This is a genomic window from Aureibaculum algae (assembly GCF_006065315.1).
Classification (GTDB): Bacteria; Bacteroidota; Bacteroidia; order Flavobacteriales; family Flavobacteriaceae; genus Aureibaculum; species Aureibaculum algae.
Genome location: NZ_CP040749.1, coordinates 2,652,818 through 2,675,286, shown reverse-complemented (window position 1 = coordinate 2,675,286; position 22,469 = coordinate 2,652,818). Strand labels below are relative to the sequence as shown.

The window sequence follows — 22,469 nt, the reverse complement described above, 5'->3', positions numbered from 1 at the left end:
TGTTTTATGACGTATTACAAAATGGCTTCCTCAAAAGCTTCTATACGAGCTCTAGAAATTTTGGCTCTAATTGTACCATTTGCTAATATAATATTTCGTTCTGTTTTATTTATAAGTTCTATGTGCTCTAAATTAATAATCCATGCTCTATGCGAACGAAATAATGATGAATCTTCAGGCAATACTTCTTCGAAATATTTTAAATTTTTACTAACTGTAATTGTTTTATTATTCTTTAAATAGATATTGCTATACGCACCATTTGCTTCAATTGCAATAATACAATCAATATCAACAATTCTTCTGTTACCTAATTCAGGAATTACTATTTTTTTGAAATCCTTATCTTTTATGGTCTTTAATAATGCTTGATAATCTACTAATTCAGCTTGTTGATTTAATTTACGCTCAAGTTTACCTATTGTTTTTACTAATTTAGTTCTATCAATTGGTTTTACTAAATAATCAATGGCATTCAATTCAAATGCTTTTATGGCATATTGATCATATGCTGTAACAAATATAATTTCGAAATTTATAGTATCAAAAAAGTTTACAATCTCATAGCCTGCATAGTTAGGCATTTGAACATCTAAAAAAACAACATTGGGGTGTAACGCTTTAATTTGATGTACGCCCTCCTCTAAATTATTACAAGTTGCCACAATATCAATATTAGCTGCATTTCTTTCTAAGAGATTTGTTAACACATTTCTTGCACCGTGCTCATCATCAATTAATATTGCCTTAATTTTAGTCATAACTACAAATATACTAATAGCTGCTTTATTAAAATTAAAGACTTTGTGGATGTTAGTATTGATTTGTAAAGCTCTATTCTATCACTATTTTCACCTTTATGGTTGTAGATTCTATTAGGTTTTCTTAGATGAAGGTTTGTCCTTGAAAATAGTGTTGAACTAAGTTTGTTTGTTAGTTTGGTTCTTTATAAAATTCGAAAACGCCATGATGGAGCACTACCGCAAATATACCTGAGTTGGAATAAAAACTTTCATTATCAATGCTTACGGTGGTTTTTGGTGTGGTTTTACATATGAAAATATTGCCACCATCTACGCATTTCATGGTGCCTTTTATATGTTGCTCAGTCCAATTAAACTGTTCGTATTCATTGTGATCTTCAGAAAATAAAAACCGCCGTAACTTTTTTTCATGCTGTGTAGTGTCGACTACTTGTATAATAGCCCATCGTTCTAAATCACTGGTGTAGCGAGAGGCAATTTCTTCTGAATTCTCATTCGCAATTTTTTTTATGGTATACCATTGTTCTGGACTTGTATTTTGTTCAGGTTTGTCCAAAAATTCCATACGGTACGTACCACTCCAAGAATCTTCGGGTTCTGTGATTTGCGAATGCGAGATGTAGGAAATAGCGAATGTTAATAAAAAAGTAAAATATATATTTATCACTTCAAAATGTTTAATAACAACATGTTATGTTAGTTTGTTTAAACTAAATATATGAATGTTTAGTAACTTTAAATTAATTATTTTAAATATTTTTCAGGAAATAAAATATGAGGTGTTTTTACAATTCTAGAATCACAAAAGAAAGAAGAATTTGTGCTATTAATGTTTATCATCTCATAGGATTCCTCATAGTCATAAAGGTTAGAATCAACTTCAATTTTAAAATTGGCATCTAAGTTGTTTTTTAAAAAGTAGTCTCTATTTTCTTTGGTGATATAATAATTCGATTCTTCTGGAGAGTCTCCTAAAAAGGTATTTAAGTCCCATGAATTATCCCAAATGCTGGCACAATTAAGACAGCCTATTGATGCATTTTCTTCACCATATATAACTGGCAATTTATTTAGTACATCACTCGTAAAAAATTCATAGTCATCCTTTGATTTAGGCAGGGTTTTTATCTTTTTAATAATTTTTAAATCGTGATTGTAAAATACAAAATAGCCTTTGTCTCTATAAGCAAACCCAATAAATTTATTTCGCTTTTCTATAGTTTCTACAGCTTCATCAGTAAATTTTGTTGAACTGATTGGTGTTAAATTTTTATCATTTTTAAGAAGCTTTACCTCGTGGTTATCGAAAACACCAATAACAAGAGTATTTACTTTTTTATCTTGATGATTATAGAGCGGAATGGTTTTGATGTATTTGTATTTTTCTGTAAGATGAATCGTTTCCTTCTTTTCAAAATTCACTAAAATCGTATGTGCCGCCGTATTAAAAATATGATATTTTTCACCATCTACTTCAATGGTATTTATATAGATGCCTGGAGCTTTTTGTTTTTCACCTGTTTTTAAATTATAAAGGTCTTTACCATCAAATTCGACATATAGAAAATCATTAAATACATGTAAACTGGTATATTCAGGCTTTGCAATCTCATGGTTTAAAGAGTCCACTATACCCCATTTACTTTGATACTTAAAGGGTACTATTTTTCTATAGTTCTGAGCTTGAGAGCTTATAGTAAACGTTAAAACTAATACGGCTATTACGGTTTTCATTTGTTGTTTATTTGTAGATTCTTATTATTAATTATGTAACAAATGTAGACACATCTATGGCGTCTAAAGCGGTTACATATATATTCGCAAGGATTGAATCTATATTTGTAATGCAATTTGGTTTCTTATGAGTTTTGAATACATTTTCACCAGCATGCTACTTACCTTCTGTTTTATTTTCTATAGTTGGGGGATTTTAAGTGTCATCTAAAAAAACTAATTTAGCTTTAGATAAAATATTATTGATGCAAATTGCAAACTATTTAAAAGAGCCTTATCCGTATTATTATAATAACCAGCAGCGGTTAATATTGGTATTACTACTGATATCAAGTTTGAGCTTTTGCTTTTCTTATTTTTTTGAACCTTTTACTGTTAATGTAGCAGAACATAAAATTGGCACAATATGGATATTGTTTATTCATGCCTTTATGCCCTTTCCAATTGCCTATCTATATATTTATTTGGTCAATAGAACGGTAAAAAATGAGATGAATTGGACCTTTGGAAAGGAAATTTTGAATCTTTCTATTATCCTGTTAATTATAGGTGCTGCAAATTTTTTAATTCGTGATTTTATTTATAACAATCCTGATAATTGGTCATTTCGATATTTTTGGGAAGAAATTCGTAATACATTTTTAGTAGGGTTCTTACTATTGGCTATAGTGTTGCCCTTAAATTTGGAGCGTCTTATTGCTAAACATACGGCTAGCTTAAAAAAGTTGTCGCCTAAAATGCTGCCAGAAACTAATGCGACTATCGTTACCATAAAAAATACAGGATCTAATGAACACATTGAGTTCAAAATTGATACTTTTCTCTACGCTAAAGTGGAAAGTAATTATACAGAGGTCTATACTGCTGCAGAAAATGGTATTCACAAGGTGTTAATTCGAATTACATTGAAGGAACTTGAGGAGCAATTAAAACCCTATGCACGCGTCTTTAAAACACATCGTTCTTATTTGGTCAATTTAAACGCAATTGCATCCATTTCCGGTAATGCACAAGGGTATCATTTGCAATTACAAAAAGGTTCCTTTAAGGTTCCTGTATCTAGATCAACTATCGCCGACTTTAATGCTGCCTATTCGAAAAAATAAGAACAACCTTGTATTTCGTCACTTTTACCTGCCAGCTATCACAAAATAAAAATAGCATTGTAATTTGTTTTTAGATTTGTCATCGCAACATAAAAACAACGATTTTGACAGAAATTAAACGACGCTACGATTTAGATTGGTTACGTGTAATTGCTATACTCGCAGTGTATTTTCATCATATTGGAATGCCTTTTAATGGAGATAAATTTCATATTATGAATTCAGATACTAGTAAAACATTGGATGATATAATGGTGTTTTTTGAGCAATTTAGATTACCCTTATTGTTTTTAGTTTCTGGTGCGGGTACAATGTTTGCATTTTCAAAAAGAACTTGGATTCAATTTTTGAAAGAACGAAGTACACGTTTATTAATTCCGCTCGTTTTTGGAGTGTTGTTTATTGTGCCGCCACAAACCTATTATGAACATATAGAAACCTATACTTCCTATTTTGATGTGTATAGAAATGGTTCTTTTGAAACCAATCACTTGTGGTTTATCGAAAACTTATTTGTTTTGTCAGTACTACTTATTCCTTTGATTTTACTTTTAAGATCATCAAAATTGGATGGGTTTATAGGGCTATTAGATCGAATTACCACTAGAAAATATGGAATGCTGTTATGGGTACTTCCCTTAATTTTAATCACCATTTTGTTAAAACAGCTATACCCTAGCGATTCAAAAGCGATTACAAATCTATCCTCAACTTTCTTTTATGGCTACTTTTTTGTGTCTGGGATGATTTTTACGACGTCAAAGAATAGTTGGAATCATCTAAAATTGTATCGAAAATTTAATTTTGTTGCTTTTATAATCAGCACAATTCTATTTTATACCTATTATTTTTTACCCAACGAAGTAATTTCTCCATATGTAACTATAAATATGAGATGGAATATTTGGTATGCCGTTTGTGCGTTGGTGAGTTGGTCAGTGGTAATTACAGTCTTGGGGTATGGTCAAGTTTGGTTGAATACGAAAAGTGCGTTTCTTAAAAAATGTAATGAAGCCATATATCCCTTTTATGTCTTACATCAAACCATTATTATTGTGGTAGGATATTATATCATTCAATTAGAGGCCTCAATTTTTATAAAAATTATACTATTAATAGCGACTTCTCTGCCGTTAATACTTCTAATATATAGATTCTTGATTTATCCATTTAAAATACCCAGAATACTATTTGGCATGAAAAGCAAAGAGGGGTTAAAGTAGTTTTTTATAAAAACAAGTTTAGCTTAAAACACTGTTCCATAGTTTTTTAAGAGCTATCAATTAAATGTTAATAATGCTTATTGTTTGATGTTGTATATAGTTTGCGTTGGGAAGGCAAATTCTAATCCTGCCTTTTCAAATCGATCTAAGATATCCAAATTGATCTTATTTTGAGCTTGTGGAATGTCAGCCTCTTTACGGATGTAGTAAATGAATAATAATACCAATGAAAAATCTGCAAAATTTTCAAAAAACACAACCGGTTCTTCAGTAACAATATCTTGATTGTCAGCAACAATGGCTTTTAAAATATCCATTGATTCTTTCATTTTTTGAGCATTGGTATCATAGGTTAAGCCTAATCGTAACATAATTTTTCGAGTAGGTTCTAAGGCTACATTTTCAACACTATTATTGATAAACATTGAATTAGGTATGGTTACTAAAGAGCCAGACAAGGTTCTTATTCTAGAACTACGAATACCTATTTCTTCTACTTTACCATCAAAACCATCAATTTTTATACGATCGTCAATTGAAAAGGGTTTGTCGGTAAATACAGAAATACCACCAAAGATATTCTGAAGATAATCTTTCGCTGCTAAAGCAAAAGCAAGACCTCCAATTCCCAAACCTGCAATTAGCCCTGCTAAATTGTAACCAATGGTATTAAAAGCAATGATAACTCCTAAAATCCATATGGTTATGGTAATAACTTTGGTAATAATTGGTAATAACTGTCGCTTTGATTTACTATTAGAGCTATCGATAGCTGGCTCCATATATTCTTGTACTATAGCATTAACCAACCGCACTATAAACCAAGTAATACAAATTACGATGAGTACTTTAACTGTATTTGAGATGATAAGCGTGATGTCATCCGTCATATTTAGATGCTTCATACCAATATAGAATCCGAGAATTGTTATGGCTAGAATAACGGGTTTTTCCAAGGTTTCAACCAATACATCATCTAACATTGATTTTGAATGGCTTACCAGTCCCTTAGAGATACGTTTAAAGATGAAGTAAGCTACTTTGGCAACAATGATACCTCCAGCAATATAAGCAAGTGCAATTAGCCATTGAGATAAGGTGTTCATTAGGTATAGTTGTGATATATATATTGTCATATTGATATATTTTAATTCATCAATCGATTAAGATTTATATTTTGCCAACGCCACTTTTCTTAAAAGCCTGTTCTGAACCTGTTTAACTCCAGAATGAATGACATAGCGATGGGCAATAGCATTACGTCCAAGAAGCATTGCAAATTGCATAGCACTACGATTGGCTAGTGAAAGTTCAATATCAAAAGTATCTTCACCTATGGTAATAGGAGTTTTTATAATAATTCGTTCTTCTGAAGTGCCAAAAGAATTCTTAATCAATCGTTTGTCAAAAAACTTCGCCTCACAAGTTACACTAATACTTTTATTTTTCTGTATGGGATACACAACAAACTGTACCCAATCTTCATTATTCTTTGTAAATAATTTAATTTTCTTTGCTTGAATTGAGGAAGTTTTTGCTCCAGAATCGATTCTAGCAAGTATAGCTGGAATTTTTAATTCGTCAAATGAACACCATTCTTCACTTCCTATTACTTTCAGTTTTTCTATTTCCAATCTTTTAATCTATTTATATTATAATTAATCTACCACTGAGATTTAAATTATAGCTTCACTTTTTAAACAAAATTACTTAAAATCACAAATTTAGTGATCTGCATTTCTTTCTATATATTTAATTATTTGAGTTGCAATATCTTTACCCGTTGCACTCTCAATACCTTCAAGTCCAGGTGAAGAATTGACTTCTAAAATTAATGGGCCTCTCTCTGATTGTAACATGTCTACACCGGCAATGCCCAATCCCATTACCCTGGCTGCTTTTAATGCTGCATTTTCTTCTTCATCTGTTAATTCAATAATATTTGCAGATCCTCCTCTGTGTAAATTTGATCTAAACTCACCTTCTTTACCTTGTCTTTTCATGGCTCCTACAACAACTCCGTCTACAATAAAAGCACGTAAATCAGCACCTTTGGCTTCCTTTACAAACTCTTGAACAATAACTCTAGCTTGTAGGCCATTAAAAGCTTCTAAAATAGATTCCGCTGAATTTCTATTATCTGCCAACACTACACCAAGTCCCTGTGTGCCTTCCAATAATTTTATGACAAGTGGTGCACCCCCAACTTTATCAATAATATTACTTACATTTTTTGAATAATTACTAAATACTGTTTTTGGTAAATCAAGACCTGCTCTAGCTAAAATTTGAAGACTTCTTAATTTGTCTCTAGACCTTACCAATGCCTGTGACTCTGTAGCAGTAAAAATTTTCATCATTTCAAACTGTCGTACAACGGCAGTCCCAAAAAAGGTTACAGAAGCTCCAATTCTTGGAATTACAGCATGTACATCTGTTATTTCTTGATCCTTATAAATTACAATAGGTTTCTTTTTTTCAATAACAAGGTCACATTTTGTATGATCGATAATGATCATTTCATGACCCTTTTTTTCACCTGCTTCCTTTATTCTTTTTGTTGAATATAAATTGGGATTGGCAGATAGTATGGCGAATTTCATAGCTTTTAATTTTTAATATATAATAGTTCTTCTATTAGAATAATTTGAAAAGAAAGTCTCTTTACTATTTAAAATTTCACAGTCGAATTCCTATTCATAAGATCTCTTATTACTCTTAATAAATTTGTTGCAAATGGTTAATCGTTACTTTTAAACTTCGTACTTAAATACAACCTTTCTACTTTATCTCGTGCCCACTGCGTTTTACGTAAAAACTTTAAGCTTGATTTTACCGTGGGATTGGAATGAAAACAGTTGATTTTAATACGTTGGTCTAAGCCATCCCAGCCATAGTGCTCTACAAGATCATCTAATATTTTAGCGAGCTTTAAACCGTGTAACGGATTGTTAGGTTGTTCTGTACTCATATTACCAATCAATAGGTTTATAGTCTTTTAGAAACTGACCACACCAATGTTTACCCGTATTAATTCCGTCAAAAAGAGGATCCATAACTCGTGCAGCACCGTCAACAATATCTAATGGTGGTTGAAAGTCATGTAAATCTTGTTTTCTTTTGGCTAATTCTGCAGGATCTTCATCGGTTACCCATCCCGTATCAACGGCATTCATAAAAATACCATCTTTGGCTAAGGCTCTTGCGGAAGTATGCGTTAGCATATTTAAAGCTGCTTTGGCCATGTTAGTATGTGGGTGTCGACTTTCCTTAAAAAAGCGATGAAACTTCCCTTCCATTGCGGAAACATTAATAATATGTTTTTGACCCGTATTGCTTTTTTTCATCAATTCTGAAAGGCGATTGCAGAGCACAAATGGTGCTACGGAATTCACTAACTGGACTTCTATCATTTCAGTGGTTTCTATTTCACCAAGTTTTAAACGCCAGCTGTTGGTTTTTCTTAAATCTACTTGTTGTAAATCTGCGTCCAATTCCCCTTCAGGGAACACCTCTTGAGCAACCAATGTATTGTCAAAACTATATGGTATTTGAGACAGTTTTGCAGAAGCTCTCAAACCAATTCCGGGTTCGGGACCGTGCCATGTTACTGGCATATTTTTAGTAGAAGAGGCTCCTGAAGTCAATACTTTTAATTCGTCTAAACAACCTACATGATCTTGAAGTAAATCTCTAGCAAATTTTGGTAACGATTCTATAGGTCGTTCTTCATTTTCCATTAAATGGGAATAAAAACCTGCAGGACGACGTACTGTTTGAGCAGCATTGTTTATTAAAATATCTAAGCTATCATAGTTATGCTCAATATAATTACAAAAAATTTCAACACTTGGTATATGTCGTAAATCCAGTCCGTGAATTTTCAAACGATGTCCCCACTCCGTAAAATCAGCTTCTTTAGAGAAACGTAATGCAGAATCTACTGGAAAACGTGTGGTAGCAATAACGGTTGCACCTCCTCTTAATAACATCAACGTTATATGATAACCAATTTTTAGACGAGAACCTGTAATAACTGCAACTTGCCCTTTTACATCGGCATTCTGAAAACGTTTTGCATAGTTGAAATCGCCACATTCGGTACACATAGTATCATAGAAGTGATGCAATTTTGTAAATACGGCTTTACAGACGTAACAGTTTCTAGGCGATTCTAATTCTAATTGTTCTTTTTCTTCTAAGGCTGCAGCACCTAATAATTTAGGTGCAGTAAACACCACTGCTTCACGTGCACTTCTAATTCCTGTTTCTTTACGAGCGGCTCTATCTCTTGCGGCTTGTTTACGTTTAGTAGCTTTCTTTCCATCCTTTTTTCTACGAGAAAATTCTTCTCTACTTGGCCTAGAAAGCATTCCTGATGCTTTTAATAAAGCAGTACGCTTTACTTTAGGAATATCAAAAATCTGATCGGTATCGGTAACTAATCGTTCAAGTATAGCAATACACTTGTCAATTTCCTCAGATGAAATTTCTGGAGTTGTGTTTTTTTCTTGATGCTCTTTCTGCATTTACTTATTATCGTTTTAAAGAATGTGAATCAAATGAAAGATTACACGCAAATACCACTAGGGTTTTCACAAAGAATGCAAAAAGTAATTACAAACAGTAATAATTTTTGCATTCTTTTGCTTTGTTTATAAAGATTCAGAAATTTACCTAAAATGAGGCATACTCAAATAACCTTAATGGCTCGCACTGTGTAACTTATCTGAATTAGCTAAAAACTTGAAATCTAATAAGATTAAAACCCAAAAGCATCAGTTTTTATTAAAAAATAAAATAATAACTATTTTTTCAACTTCATGAAGTAATCGAAAATTTCAGGAACATTTTCGCTACCCATATCAGCATCAAATGCTGCTTGAAGGTTACTCGAAGTTGCTTCAGCAATCTGCGAAACGGTACCTAAATCTTTCATCATCTGTACGAAATAGCCTAAGTCTTTATTTGCATTTGCAATTGAGAAACCTAAATCACTTACGTTATCTACAGCATAGTGTTTACAAAATTTCATGAACGGTGAATTAGATGGGCCAGATGACATAATATCAAATAGCTGCTGTCCGTCTACACCTGCAAGTTTAGCAGCGGCGAAAGCCTGTGACATAGCTACAACAGTAGTCATACCCATAAAATTGTTAATTAACTTGGTTGTATGACCAGCACCAAGAGCACCTAAATAGAAAATGTTTTCACCTTGCTCGTCGAGAACAGGTTTTACTTTTTCGAAGGTTTCTTTATTACCTGCAGCCATAATATTAAGTAGTCCATCTTTGGCATGTGCTGGTGTACGACCTAGTGGAGCATCAATCATGCCGGCACCTTTATTGGCAAGGTCTTTACCTATTTTTTTAGTAGATTCAGGAATTGATGTTCCGAAATCAATCAATACAGCACCTTCTTTTATACCTGCCAGAATTCCTTCATCGCCATAAACGATTTTTTCTACAACAGCAGAAGTGGTTAAACATAGCATTACGATATCACTTTTTTCAGCTAATTCTTTTGGTGACGTTGCTTCACTAGCATTACCGCGAGCGATAACTGCAGCAACAGCTTCCTTATTTAGATCTATAACTGTTAGCTCATAACCCCTCTTTTGAAGGTTTTCAACCATGTTGGCTCCCATAAGGCCGAGTCCGATAAATCCGATAGTAGGTTTTTTCATATTTAATTTTAAATTATTGGCAAAGATATGATAATTGACTTTCTAGAGGGCAATTAGTTTCTTAAAAACAGAAAAATATTGTCAAATAACAACTTTCTCAAAAGGAAAAAACTAAATGAGTTTCCAATAAACATGTACTTTTGCATACACAAAAGTTTAATATGGTTCATGCTTTTGTTAAATGCTTCATAGAAAGTTAAACGAATGTAATTCTGGTATTACCCCTAGCTAACATGCTAAATTCTAAAAACTCTTACTTTTTTCTTCTTTAATCGGGTGTTGTTTAATTTATCACACAATTGAGTAGCAATTGAAGCAGGAACAGCTACAAAGGCGCAATCAGGCTTTAATTCTATAATACCCAATTGGTCCTTATTAATTTCACCTTGTTTAAAAAAGAGTCCTGCAATATCGCCTTTAGAGATTTTATCTTTTCTACCACCAGAAATAAATAAGGTAGTCCAAAATTGAGCTTTACGTTCACCTGTATTTGTTAATTTTTCTATGGGTGCTTTCCCTACAAAGTCTGGAAAGACTTCACCATCACCTTTTATCAAATATGCTGTTCCTTTTGCATTTACTCTGGCCGTTCTTCCATTTCTATGGGTATACGCTATCTCTGTTTTGGGAATTTCATAATGAATAATGAATTTCATCTCTGGAACATCAATTCCACGTGATGCTAAATCACTGGCAAGAAGAATAGAAACACTTCCATTTCTTAATTTTATTAAGGCACGTTCTCTTTCTTGTTGCTCCATATCTGCATAAAAACGGGTATGTGCAATGTTCTTTTTATCTAAGAAGACACTTAAATCTTCCAATCGCTCTTTTTTATTACAAAAAATAATACCGGGTTCATTACCCAACTCATGTAATAAGGCCACAACCGTATTGTGTTTGTTTTTAGAAGAAGAAACAATTGTTTTTACTACCAATTTTGAACCTGAAGTATCATCAAGATAGTTTAGGGTTACTGGTTTTCCAATATTTAGATATTTTGGTAAAGCCGCTCCTTTGGTAGCGGATGTGAAAATACGCTTATCAATATTTGGTAAATAGCTAATAATATCTTTCATTTCGCCATCAGCTCCTACTTCAAATGAGATATCATATTCGTCTACAACTAAGGTTTTTATCTGGTCTGTAGAAAAACGTTCTTGCTCAAAATGATCGAACAGTCTACCAGGCGTACCTATTAGAATAGAAGGCGTATGTTTCAATTCAATTTTATCTTTTGCAATAGATCTTCCGCCATAAATGGCATTGGCTTTATACCCAGAACCCATGTTTCTAATTACGTGTTCTATCTGAATAGCCAGCTCTCTAGAAGGTACAATAATCAATGCTTGTACTTCTTTTGATTCAGGATTCAATCTTGCAATTAAGGGTAATAAAAAGGCCAAGGTTTTACCAGTTCCTGTAGGTGATAAAATGATGGTATTATCATTATTATCTATAACCTCCAAGGCTTCTTCTTGCATTGGATTCAGGGTGTAAATTTTTAATTTTTCAAGAATGTCTTGTTGCTCTTTGATGATATTTGCCATATCTATTTTTTATTTTTTTTCTTTTTTGAAGTTCCAGCTGCTGGAATAGCCACCTTTTTAGACTCCAAATAATTTGCCAATATTTTCTCTACTAATTCCTCTTTTGTTAAATGATGGAATATCGTTCTTACTTGTTTCTTTAAGTCTTCTGAAACGGTATGGTTGGGCTTTGTTTTAAATATTTTTTTTGCCCATAACAAGGTGTTGTTTTCTTCAATACTCTCAGCATCTGCTTTTTTAAATCGATTAAAGGTTATACCCAATGCCTTTTCAAAAAGAGTAATATCTGCTATTTCTTCTTTTTGGAGTACGGTTAATGAAAGGCCCTTTGCCCCTGCTCTAGCTGTTCTACCACTACGGTGTACATAAGCATCATACGTATCTGGTAAATGGTAATTGACAACATATTCAATTTCTTTTATATCAATACCTCTGGCTGCTAAATCTGTAGCCACCAAAATATCAATATAACCTTCTCTAAATTGCCCCATGATACGATCACGGATTCCTTGGGTAAGACTTCCGTGTAGAGCACCTGAGGAAAATTTATTAATGGCTAAGTTTTTTGCCAATTTATTAACCGCTGCTTTGGTTTTACAAAAGATAATACCACGCTTGCCTTGTTTCGTATTTAAGAAATGCAACAACACTTCTAATTTTTCAATAGGTTCAACCACCACAAATTGATGGTCTATGCCTTGATGACCAACGGTTGACATGTCTGCTTCAATATGCACCACATGTTTAGACATATAATTTTGAACCAATTGTTTGATGGTTCCAGGCATCGTTGCCGTAAACAATAATGTCCTTCTTTTTTTAGGAATTATTTTAATAATGCTGTCAAGACCTTCTTTTAAAGCACTTACCATTTCATCGGCTTCATCTAACACTAAATACGAAATGTTTTTAATGTCAATAGCGTTTCTTTCTACTAAATCTGCCAAACGGCCTGGTGTAGCTACCACAATATGTGTAGTACTCTTCAGACGTTCTATTTGAGGTTTAATGGGAATACCACCGCAAACTGTTGCTATAGAAACGGATGGCATATGTGACGAAAAGGATTCTAAATTACTTGTAATTTGCTGACCCAATTCTCTGGTAGGTACTAAAATTACAGCTTGTATAGCTGTGTTTTCTAAATCTATTAGTTGCAATAATGGCAAGCCAAAAGCGGCCGTTTTACCGGTACCAGTCTTCGCTAAAGCCACAACATCTTCTTTCTGTTGTAAAATGACAGGTATTGTTTTTTCTTGAATATCTGTAGGGACAGATATTTGTAAATCAGCTAAACCTTTTTGTAGCTGTGCATTAATTCCGAGATTGGAAAAATCCTTTGACATAAAAAATAATTTTGGCAAAGATAATGAACCTCTTTACAGGGATGCTATAAAATGGAGGATTAATGTTTAGTTGTTATTACTTTAGGCTATAGATTCTATTATTTCTTCCTCAAACAATAAAAAATGTTAATGGTTCATTAAATTATTATTAAATGTTTGTCAGTCCTTGATTTTTCATAAAAATATGTAGAACTTCGTAAAAAACTTAAGAATGACAATTTTTGTAGACATGGATGATGTGATAGCCGATACTTATGGCAAACACATAGAGTTGTATAATAAAGAACATGAAAAAGAATTAAGTGTAAACCAAATTTCTTCAGGTGAAGTCTGGCAAAATGTACCAGAAATACATGTGGAAAGTATTAGAGCACATGTGGTAATGCCTGGCTTTTTTAGGGATTTAGACGTAATTGAACATAGTCAAGAGGTAATGAAGGCCTTGTACGACAAACATGAGGTGTACATTGCAACAGCGGCTACTCAGTTCCCTAGCTCATTAAAAGAAAAAAGTGATTGGTTAGATGAGCATTTTCCATTCATTACATGGCAGCATCGTATTATGTGTGGTCATAAATTTATTCTTAAAGGTGATTTATTAATTGATGATAGAACCTATAATTTAGAAAAATTTGACGGTGATACCTTGCTTTTTAACTCACCACATAATAGTCATGATAATGGTTTTACACGAGTTGCTTCATGGTTAGAAATAGCCGAACGTTTATTGTAGTAGGATTTACTTTTGCATTCTTCTTACAGTTCTGGGTTTATTTGGATTTTATCTTAAGGTAAATAATTGAAAAGGTAAATTATCGTGGTGTGTTATAGTATTCATTTCAATTACAATCCATACACAAAATGTGGACAGAATAACGGAATAATAAAAAATATAAATATAAGCAACATAATTGCCCAAATGGCACCCATAATTAATGGGTAAGCAACGAGCGAATCTTTTATACTTGGTTTTATGGTATGAGCTATCAAACCGTGAACACCCAATGACAATAAAAAGAACAACAGTGTCGCAATTATTATAATAAATAATGTTGAATGTGTTTGTTTAAATGTATTTAGGTAAACGCCTAATAATATTGCAATTACAATACAGATGCTATAGAGTCTTCTTGCCATGATATTGTTTTTAAAATTAGTAGTAGGTTTTGTTAAAACTTAATAGAGGAAGTCTACCATAAGACTCCATTTTAATGACTAAGTCGTGGTGGAATAATTGTTTAAACAGTCCTTTACTTTTACGTTTTAGAACCGCAATAATATCCACATTTACTTCTCCCAAATAAAGTTTTAAATCTTCAAAAGTATGGTCTGAAGGAATGTTTTCATAAATAATATTTGGGTAATCTACTTTGTCGTTAATATGATCTTCAAATTCTTGAAGACGGATCATTGGGTCAAACTCTTCTGAAGGAGAAATGTGTACCACCCTAATTTCCGCATTATATGGTTTAGCAATTTCTACTAAGGTAAGAATTGCTTGTAAATCTTTATATTCAAAATCGGTTGCATATACTATGGTATTGATGTCTTTATGTGTGGCGTCTTCAGGAATAGCCAACACAGGGCAAGGAGCTTTTTTTATAAGCTGTTTTGTGGTATTACCCATGATAAATTCTTTGAATGCACTGGTACCTTTCATTCCAGTAACCAACAGAAAAGCATCTACTTCTACCACTTTTGCAATCACAGCTTTTGTAACGGACATATTTTCAATTGCCTCTGTTCTTACATTCATGCGTTCTAAATCATTTCCCAAATGTTTTGTGCAATATTCAACGAGAAGCTCTTTGTTGTTTTGATATGCCACTTTTTCAAAGTCAGGCACGGGCTCTTCGACTTCTGTATCAAAAATAGTAGGATAATCAAAGACATGAACAACTAATAAATTGGCATTTAATTTAGAGCTTAGTGCATGAGCATATTTTAATGCAGCAATCGCATTCTCTGAAAAGTCGGTAGCGTGAATAATTGTTTTCATTAAGGTGCTTTTTAAATTATTGAGAATATAAATGTAGTACCATGCTTTTAGTTTTCCAATGACCTGAGTCAGTATGCGTTACTTTTTTTTAGCTGATTTAAATCATTTTTATTAAGTAGCAGAAAGACTAACTTAATCGTTTAAATATAAAGCATATAGATGCTTATTGTTTTCTTGCTTAATAAGCTGTTATATTTTAAATTAGTTAATAATCATAGAATTTTTCAAACCATGAAAGACTTACACAGTATTTTAAAAGAGATAACGGAACTAACTACTACTATAGAAACTCAATATCCGGAACTTTATCAGTTTTTAGGAGAAGATCCATTAACTATTGGAGCTGATGAGCATCCTGAAATTGATAAAAAAGTGATGAAGGATTATTTGGGGAGTTTACAGCAAGTACTAAAGCATTACCTAGAGTCGCATAAAAGTGTAACTTAAGGGTTGAGTTAAGATATTTCTATCCTTAAATTACGTTCGAGTGATCTTAAAGTACATCATTTCTCGATACGCCCGACACTTCGGAATTTTTCATCTATCGCCTTAAAGAAAACACTCGGAGGGCCTTATAATTGAATAATAACAATAAAATTTAAAAATGGAGCATAAAAAAAGTCCATCATTTCTGATGGACTCTTGAATCTTAAAGTATATAAAATTAGATAACTTTTACGTTTACTGCATTTAATCCTTTTTTTCCTTCTTCTAAATCAAATTCAACTTCGTCTCCTTCGTTTACTTCATCTATTAATCCAGAAATGTGTACAAAATGATCTTTATCTACACCTTCTTCTGTGATAAATCCAAATCCTTTAGAATCATTGAAAAATTTTACTGTTCCTTTACTCATTGTAATGTAATTAAAATTATAATATTATTATTGAATTGCAAAGATGATGTTATTTTTATAACAAACAACACTTTAATTGGTTTATTTTCAATTTATTATAAGTGTGGTGGTTACTCTTTAACACATTTATCAATAAAACAACATACTTTAACCTTGTTTTATTTGATATATAGCTTGCACTTTATTTTTAATAAATTAGAATTGTAATTTTTTGGTTTCGCTGTATTAATTAAAAAAACCACCTATTCAGGTGGTTTTTTTATTGTGTTTGTTTATGCGATACTTAAACTAAACTTACTTTTACAGCACTAAGCCCTTTATCTCCTTGCTCTACTTCAAACTGAACGTGGTCATCTTCTCTTATATCGTCAATAAGATTTGAGGTATGTACAAATATTTCCTCATCAGAATCTTTTACTTTTATAAATCCAAATCCTTTTGCACTGTTAAAAAACTTTACGGTACCTTCTTTCATTATTTCTATTTTATTATTATTAATATTAAATAATTTATTTATTAATTTTTTTATCATTATTTCTATGTTTATATAATTATCTATCGCTTATTTATAGGCGACACTGAGTGATGGTCTTTTTCCCAAAAACCGAAGCATCTTTAAGTGCACTCGAATGGCCTGAAAGAAACTGCTTTGCACATGATAAGGCATGTTAAATTCTTTGGCTGTATCGGCTACTATTTTTGTTATATCTCTATAATGTATATGGCATACATCTGGCAGTAAATGATGTTCTATTTGGTGATTTAAGCCGCCAATCAACCAAAATAAAACTTTACTATTTGGAGAAAAATTAGTAGTTGTTTCAAATTGATGTCTGTGCCACTCTTCTTTCATTGTCCCTTTTTCATCGGGTAGTGGAAACTCGTTGTCTGGCATAATATGAGCAATCTGAAAAACGGTACTTACCAAGAGTCCGGTTACAAAATGCATGCTTAAAAATGCCAATAAGATAATCCACCAGGCTAAAGGAATCATAATCAACGGCAAGACTAAAGCATATGAATAATAAATCAGTTTCCAAGCCGTCATGCTTACTAATGCTTTTTTATATTCATTTTTTTTATTCAAAAAGCCCATGTTTTTATAGCGTTTTAAACTTGCAAAATCTTTAGAGGTAATCCAAAATATGGTAGACATTCCATAAAAAAACCAAATATAAATATGTTGATATTGATGCAGCCAATGGTGTTTGGCATGCGGAGAAAATCGTAGAAAAAATGGTGTATTAATATCATCATCAGCTTCATCAATATTGGTAAATGTATGATGCAACACATTATGTTGAATTTTCCATACTGCAGCATTTGCCCCAATAAGATTGAAAGAATACCCTAATATGGTATTGATCGTTTTATTTTTTGAGTATGATCCGTGGATGGCATCATGCATAACACCCATGCCAATACCTGCCATTCCCAAACCTGATACTAAATATGCTGCAAATAACATCGCTGTTGATGTAACCACACCTGTACTTAACAATAATAAGGGGATAAAAAACAAGGTTAACATCACAACGGTTTTGGTAACCATGTTGGCATTTGCTTTTCTACTTTTCGTATTGGTTTTAAAATGGAGATTTACGCGTTTTCGTAGGGTTTTAGAAAAATCGGAGTTGTGTGTTCGTGAAAATGTTGGATTTTTGATATACTATTTGTTTACTGTTTGCTAAGGCATTATTAAAAATGTAACTTTTTTGATGCCAAAAAAAAAGAAACGCTACTATTGAAAGAAACCGTAAATAAACTTAATGAAAAATTATATGAAGTGTGACCCGCACCTAAGAAAACAGTAAAAGTACTTTGTTATTCCTTACCTCAAACAGTTATACTGTTTGTTGTACTATCTTAAAACGCTAAAGAAAATTAAAATCGGTTCAATTGAAATATATTCAACAAAAAGAAAAGCTTATTAGCTATTTTATATTACAAAGGTAGTTTAAATTAAAGGAGCAGCTCTTAAGGTTACGTTAAATCGAGAAAACCAATCTTATAAACAGCTATAAAGTTGTCGTGTTATCTATCTTTTTTCGAGTGAGGTATATTGAGAAAAGTTGAAATACTTCCACAAAATCATCAAGCTTTTTTCATCTAGTAATAAGGATGCTTGATGTAGTGATTATTTGTGGTAATAAATTCCACTTCCCTAACCTTCTCGTCTTAACACTTCTAATGGCGGACTTTTTAATACACTTCTAATATTACTTAATCCGATTAGTAAAACCAAGATTGTAATACCTGGCAAGAACACTAAAAAGGGAATTATAGAAGGTATAAATGGTTCTTTAAACAGTAAAGTTGCTAATATTTGACTTCCAATTAAAGATAATAATATACCGACCAAACTACCGAGGATACCTAAATACAAGTACTCTAACGCCGTAATTTGTAAAATTTGTTTGCTTTTTGCACCCAATGTACGCAACAAAACACTCTCTTTGATACGCTGACGTTTACTGGTGCGTACAGAGCCAATTAACACAATAATACCTGTGAGAATACTAAAGAAGGCCATAAAATTGATTACCCACGAAATTTTATCAAGTATGTTTTCAACTACAGAGTACAATTGTCGCAAATCGATTACAGATATGGTTGGGAATTTTTTTACTAAATCGCGTTGTAGCGAAGCAGCACTGGCATCATCAGTAACATGAGTGCTTAACACATGAAATTGAGGGGCACTTTCTAATACACCTTTTGGGAAAACGATAGAAAAATTCATTTGCATTTTGGCCCAATCTACTTTTCGGATACTCCCTACAGTCGTTTCCATTAAAACGCCCTGTACGTTAAATACAATTTGATCACCAACACCAACTTCTGCCCTTTTGGCAAGATCTTCGGCTATAGAAATCATAATAGGGTCTCCAGGTTTTAACGTTGTAACCCAAGTCCCTTCAATCAATTCTTCTGAGGGAATTAAAGAATCGCGATAGGTAGTTCTAAATTCATGATTCAATACCCATTCATTAACTTTTGAGGTGCTGTCCTTACGAATGTCATTGGCCAATTCTCCCTTTATACTGTGCATTCGCATAGTAATTAACGAAATGTTATCCAATACAGTCAATCCTTTATCTGTAACCTCATTTGCCACGGCCAATCTTTGGTCAGGTTGCACATCTAACAATATGATATTGGCGTTTTCAGCACTTGATTCTAAGGCGGTTTTTGCCAACAATATATCTTTTGTAAAATAGAGTGTACTGATTAAAAATGTACCTAAACCTATCGACAATATCAATACCATGGTCTGATTGTTAGGGCGAAAAAGATTTAATAAACTTTGTCGTGCTGTAAATCCCCAAGATGTTGGAAAATACTTCTTTATGGCTTTCATAAAAAGAGTGGCAATACCTGCCAAAATTGCAAAAGTGATGGATACACCTACTACAAATGCAAAGGCAAAAAGGAAGTCTCTTAACAACCAATAGGAAAACAAATAGATAAATAGAATGATGGCTATAAAAGTAAAAGCTCTTGCTCTTCTTGGTTTTTTACTATTGTCTTCACTCACTCGCAATACTTCCAGCGGTGATACATACCATGTATTCAATAAGGGCAATAATGCAAACAATACAGACATTAACACACCTAATAACACTCCCATGACAATGGGTTGCGGCGTAATTGAAATTTCAACCTCAAAGGGTAAAAACTCCTGTAACAGAAATGGAAAGGCTTGTTGAAGCCCGATACCGGAAACTGTACCTAGAATTCCGCCTAACAAACCAATTCCAGCAATCTGAATCAGATAGATTAAAAAAGTCTGTTTTCTAGACGCTCCTAAACATTTAAGCACAGCGACATCAGTTAATTTTTCTTTGATATAAATATGTACCGAACTGGCTATACCAATACAACCTAGTAATAAAGCAATAAAAGCTGCTAAATTTAAAAATTTACTTACATTTTCTGAACTTCTTCCTACACGTTGGCTAGTACCTGTATGTGTATCTAAATCAGCATCTTCCGCATCTAAAATGGGATCGTACTTTTTATCTAAAGCTTCCAAATCCATAGTTGCTGGAGCAATAAAAAAGTATTGATATTCTTTACGGCTTCCAAATTGCAACAATTCGGTTTTTTCTATAAAACGATAAGGTATAAGTACTGTTGGTGCCACAGAAGTAGCAATAGCCGTACCCCCGGGAATGGATTTTAAGGATCCTACAATTGGTAAACTCAGCTTTCCTAATTTAATAGAATCCCCAGGTTTTAATTCATATTGTAGCATTAAAGTAGCATCAACTAAAGCTCCACCGGATTCTTGATATGTAGCTGCAGCAGAAACAGGTACCGTTTCTAAAGTTCCATAAAAAGGAAAGCCACCTTCAATGCCTCTTACTTTTACTAATTTACTGCCATCATTTTTGGGAAAGGCTGCCATCGAAGAAAAATTAACTTCTGAAGCTGCTGGTCCAAGCGAGTCTATTATGGCTTGTACTTTTTTATTAGGGATTTGCCTACTGTCAATAATAAAATCAGCCCCCATCATTGCCTTAGACTGTGACTTAATATTTTGCTTTAAATTTTCGCTAAATAATTGAATGGAAACTACTGCAGCAATACCCAAAATAATAGCCGCCATAAACAGTAACAATCTTGAACTACTAGCTTTGCCATCTCGCCATGCCATTTTAAACAACCATGAGAAACTTGCTTTTGAATTAGATTTCTTCATTAAACTATGGTTGTTCTTTCGTTAGCAATAATCTTTCCTCCTTTTAATCTTAAAATTTGTTGGGTTCTATTGGCCAATTCTAAATCGTGTGTGATAATTACCAATGTGGTTCCTGCTTCTTTATTCAATTCAAAAAGTAATTGTATAACTTTTTCTCCCGTTTCTTCGTCCAGATTACCAGTGGGTTCATCAGCAAATAAAATGGAAGGTGTTGTCGAAAATGCTCTAGCCAAAGCCACCCGTTGCTGTTCTCCACCTGACAATTGCGATGGGTAGTGATCGTAACGGTCAGAAAGTCCTACTTTTTCAAGTAAATCCATGCCTATTTTTTTTGCATTCTTAGCTCCTTGTAATTCTAGAGGAACAATTACATTTTCAATAGCTGTAAGTGTGGGGAGTAATTGAAAGTTTTGAAAAATAAAGCCCACTTCCTTATTTCGCAACTGAGCACGTTCATCTTCATTTAAGTCATTTAAATTTTGCCCACATAGTTCCACACTACCCGAGCCTGGTGCGTCTAAACCAGCACAAAGGCCCAGAAGTGTTGTTTTTCCACTACCCGAAGGTCCTACAATTGAGAAGGTGTCTCCTTTTTCAATTTCAAATGATATATTTTGTAAAACTGTTATTTTTTTTGAGCCACTTGAATATGTTTTCTCAAGCTCGCTAATCTTTAATATCTTTGACATACTTTTAATAAAATTCTTTTATATGAACCTGTTCAGGGATAAGTCGCAAAATAAGCAAATGATTACAAAAATATATGACTCCTTCAATCCAATTTTCTTAAAGTTTTGTTATTTTATCATAGCTACAGTGTTAATCTCTTGTCGTGGTGATGTTGCTAAAAAAGAAAACACTGAGGAAGTAAAAACAACCGAAGGTGTAGCTACGGAAAAAACAGATGCTAAGAAAATTTTATTCTTTGGCGATAGTTTAACAGCAGGTTATGGCCTTGATGATGTAAATGATGCATATCCTGCATTGATTCAATCTACCATAGATTCCTTAGGGCTCGACTATACTGTTATTAACTCTGGTGTCAGTGGAGAGACTAGTGCGGGAGGTAAAAGCCGTATTGGATGGGTGTTGAAACAAAAAGTTGATGTATTTGTATTTGTATTAGAATTAGGTGCAAACGATGGCTTGCGAGGTATTCCTTTGGTAGAAACTAAGGCTAATCTTCAGTCGATTATAGATACCGTAAAAGAAAAAATGCCAGAGGCTACTATAATTCTAGCTGGCATGGAACTTCCACCTAATATGGGCCCAGAATATACTTCTGAGTTCCGAACCGTTTTTTCTGATTTAGCATCCGAAAACAAGCTAACCTTTATACCTTTTATCTTAAAAGATGTAGGTGGTGTGGTTGAATTAAATCAAGCGGATGGTATTCATCCTACGGTTGAAGGACATAAGATTGTGGCAAAGACTGTTTGGGCTGCTTTAAACAAAGTGATTCAGTAGCACTTACTAAACCACTTTGTTTATACAGTT

The 22,469-nt window shown here is 33.0% G+C and carries 23 protein-coding genes; 5 read left to right on the top strand and 18 right to left on the bottom strand.

Annotated features, from left to right (window positions below):
* Nucleotides 1-14: 14 nt before the first annotated feature.
* The 3 genes from FF125_RS11135 to FF125_RS11125 form a co-directional block, all read right to left on the bottom strand.
* Nucleotides 15-761 (bottom strand): LytR/AlgR family response regulator transcription factor, encoded by a 747-nt coding sequence (locus tag FF125_RS11135; protein WP_138949839.1) that lies wholly within the window; start codon nt 759-761, stop codon nt 15-17.
* A 172-nt stretch (nt 762-933) separates the two neighbouring features.
* Entirely contained in the window at nt 934-1,431 is a 498-nt protein-coding gene (locus FF125_RS11130) for a phosphate ABC transporter permease (RefSeq protein ID WP_138949838.1), read from the bottom strand.
* 77 nt (nt 1,432-1,508) lie between these two features.
* Entirely contained in the window at nt 1,509-2,498 is a 990-nt protein-coding gene (locus tag FF125_RS11125; RefSeq protein WP_138949837.1) for a hypothetical protein, read from the bottom strand.
* 245 nt (nt 2,499-2,743) lie between these two features.
* Between FF125_RS11125 and FF125_RS11120 the strand changes: the two genes are divergently transcribed.
* A complete protein-coding gene (locus FF125_RS11120; RefSeq protein ID WP_138949836.1) occupies nt 2,744-3,604 on the top strand; it encodes a LytR/AlgR family response regulator transcription factor in 861 nt (286 codons plus the stop codon).
* 104 nt (nt 3,605-3,708) lie between these two features.
* Nucleotides 3,709-4,827, top strand: a complete 1,119-nt coding sequence (locus FF125_RS11115) for an acyltransferase family protein (protein WP_175418912.1) — start codon at nt 3,709-3,711, stop codon at nt 4,825-4,827.
* Nucleotides 4,828-4,904: 77 nt separating this feature from the next.
* On the opposite strand, the gene FF125_RS11110 is transcribed toward FF125_RS11115, so the two are convergent.
* From FF125_RS11110 to FF125_RS11075, 8 genes are all read right to left on the bottom strand, one after another.
* Nucleotides 4,905-5,963: a mechanosensitive ion channel family protein gene (locus tag FF125_RS11110; protein ID WP_138949834.1), complete on the bottom strand. Its 1,059-nt coding sequence runs from the start codon at nt 5,961-5,963 to the stop codon at nt 4,905-4,907.
* A gap of 27 nt (nt 5,964-5,990) precedes the next feature.
* Nucleotides 5,991-6,461 (bottom strand): ATP-dependent zinc protease family protein, encoded by a 471-nt coding sequence (locus tag FF125_RS11105; protein ID WP_138949833.1) that lies wholly within the window; start codon nt 6,459-6,461, stop codon nt 5,991-5,993.
* Between the two features lie 90 nt (nt 6,462-6,551).
* A complete protein-coding gene (rimK, locus tag FF125_RS11100) occupies nt 6,552-7,430 on the bottom strand; it encodes a 30S ribosomal protein S6--L-glutamate ligase (protein WP_117880924.1) in 879 nt (292 codons plus the stop codon).
* A 137-nt stretch (nt 7,431-7,567) separates the two neighbouring features.
* Nucleotides 7,568-7,798, bottom strand: coding sequence for a VF530 family protein (locus tag FF125_RS11095; RefSeq protein ID WP_138949832.1), 231 nt, complete (start codon nt 7,796-7,798; stop codon nt 7,568-7,570).
* A 1-nt stretch (nt 7,799) separates the two neighbouring features.
* Nucleotides 7,800-9,356, bottom strand: coding sequence for an SDR family NAD(P)-dependent oxidoreductase (locus tag FF125_RS11090; RefSeq protein ID WP_138949831.1), 1,557 nt, complete (start codon nt 9,354-9,356; stop codon nt 7,800-7,802).
* A gap of 278 nt (nt 9,357-9,634) precedes the next feature.
* The gene (locus FF125_RS11085; protein ID WP_138949830.1) at nt 9,635-10,516 is read right to left on the bottom strand and encodes an NAD(P)-dependent oxidoreductase; all 882 of its coding nucleotides are present in this window, start codon (nt 10,514-10,516) and stop codon (nt 9,635-9,637) included.
* 236 nt (nt 10,517-10,752) lie between these two features.
* Nucleotides 10,753-12,066, bottom strand: coding sequence for a DEAD/DEAH box helicase (locus FF125_RS11080; protein WP_138949829.1), 1,314 nt, complete (start codon nt 12,064-12,066; stop codon nt 10,753-10,755).
* A gap of 2 nt (nt 12,067-12,068) precedes the next feature.
* Entirely contained in the window at nt 12,069-13,412 is a 1,344-nt protein-coding gene (locus FF125_RS11075; protein WP_138949828.1) for a DEAD/DEAH box helicase, read from the bottom strand.
* A gap of 211 nt (nt 13,413-13,623) precedes the next feature.
* Here FF125_RS11075 and FF125_RS11070 point away from each other — a divergent pair, with 211 nt between their 5' ends.
* Nucleotides 13,624-14,145: a 5' nucleotidase, NT5C type gene (locus FF125_RS11070; RefSeq protein ID WP_138949827.1), complete on the top strand. Its 522-nt coding sequence runs from the start codon at nt 13,624-13,626 to the stop codon at nt 14,143-14,145.
* A 110-nt stretch (nt 14,146-14,255) separates the two neighbouring features.
* Here the strand turns inward: FF125_RS11070 and FF125_RS11065 are convergent, their stop codons facing one another.
* Both FF125_RS11065 and FF125_RS11060 read right to left on the bottom strand, forming a co-directional pair.
* Nucleotides 14,256-14,549 (bottom strand): hypothetical protein, encoded by a 294-nt coding sequence (locus FF125_RS11065; RefSeq protein ID WP_138949826.1) that lies wholly within the window; start codon nt 14,547-14,549, stop codon nt 14,256-14,258.
* Nucleotides 14,550-14,565: 16 nt separating this feature from the next.
* Complete coding sequence (locus FF125_RS11060) at nt 14,566-15,411, bottom strand: universal stress protein (protein WP_138949825.1); 846 nt, start codon at nt 15,409-15,411, stop codon at nt 14,566-14,568.
* Between the two features lie 231 nt (nt 15,412-15,642).
* Here FF125_RS11060 and FF125_RS11055 point away from each other — a divergent pair, with 231 nt between their 5' ends.
* A complete protein-coding gene (locus FF125_RS11055) occupies nt 15,643-15,858 on the top strand; it encodes a hypothetical protein (RefSeq protein WP_138949824.1) in 216 nt (71 codons plus the stop codon).
* 217 nt (nt 15,859-16,075) lie between these two features.
* Here the strand turns inward: FF125_RS11055 and FF125_RS11050 are convergent, their stop codons facing one another.
* The 5 genes from FF125_RS11050 to FF125_RS11030 all read right to left on the bottom strand — a co-directional run bounded on the left by FF125_RS11050 (nt 16,076) and on the right by FF125_RS11030 (nt 21,661).
* On the bottom strand, nt 16,076-16,267 hold the full coding sequence (locus FF125_RS11050; RefSeq protein ID WP_117880895.1) for a cold-shock protein: 192 nt from the start codon (nt 16,265-16,267) through the stop codon (nt 16,076-16,078).
* Between the two features lie 283 nt (nt 16,268-16,550).
* A complete protein-coding gene (locus tag FF125_RS11045) occupies nt 16,551-16,799 on the bottom strand; it encodes a cold-shock protein (RefSeq protein WP_317124791.1) in 249 nt (82 codons plus the stop codon).
* Nucleotides 16,800-16,829: 30 nt separating this feature from the next.
* Nucleotides 16,830-17,819, bottom strand: coding sequence for a fatty acid desaturase family protein (locus FF125_RS11040; protein ID WP_250629563.1), 990 nt, complete (start codon nt 17,817-17,819; stop codon nt 16,830-16,832).
* A 612-nt stretch (nt 17,820-18,431) separates the two neighbouring features.
* Nucleotides 18,432-20,927 carry an ABC transporter permease gene (locus FF125_RS11035; RefSeq protein WP_138952514.1) on the bottom strand — a complete coding sequence of 832 codons (2,496 nt, stop codon included), beginning with the start codon at nt 20,925-20,927 and terminating at the stop codon, nt 18,432-18,434.
* Between the two features lie 44 nt (nt 20,928-20,971).
* Complete coding sequence (locus tag FF125_RS11030) at nt 20,972-21,661, bottom strand: ABC transporter ATP-binding protein (protein WP_138949822.1); 690 nt, start codon at nt 21,659-21,661, stop codon at nt 20,972-20,974.
* A 58-nt stretch (nt 21,662-21,719) separates the two neighbouring features.
* Here FF125_RS11030 and FF125_RS11025 point away from each other — a divergent pair, with 58 nt between their 5' ends.
* Nucleotides 21,720-22,439, top strand: a complete 720-nt coding sequence (locus FF125_RS11025) for an arylesterase (protein ID WP_138949821.1) — start codon at nt 21,720-21,722, stop codon at nt 22,437-22,439.
* Nucleotides 22,440-22,469 lie beyond the last annotated feature (30 nt).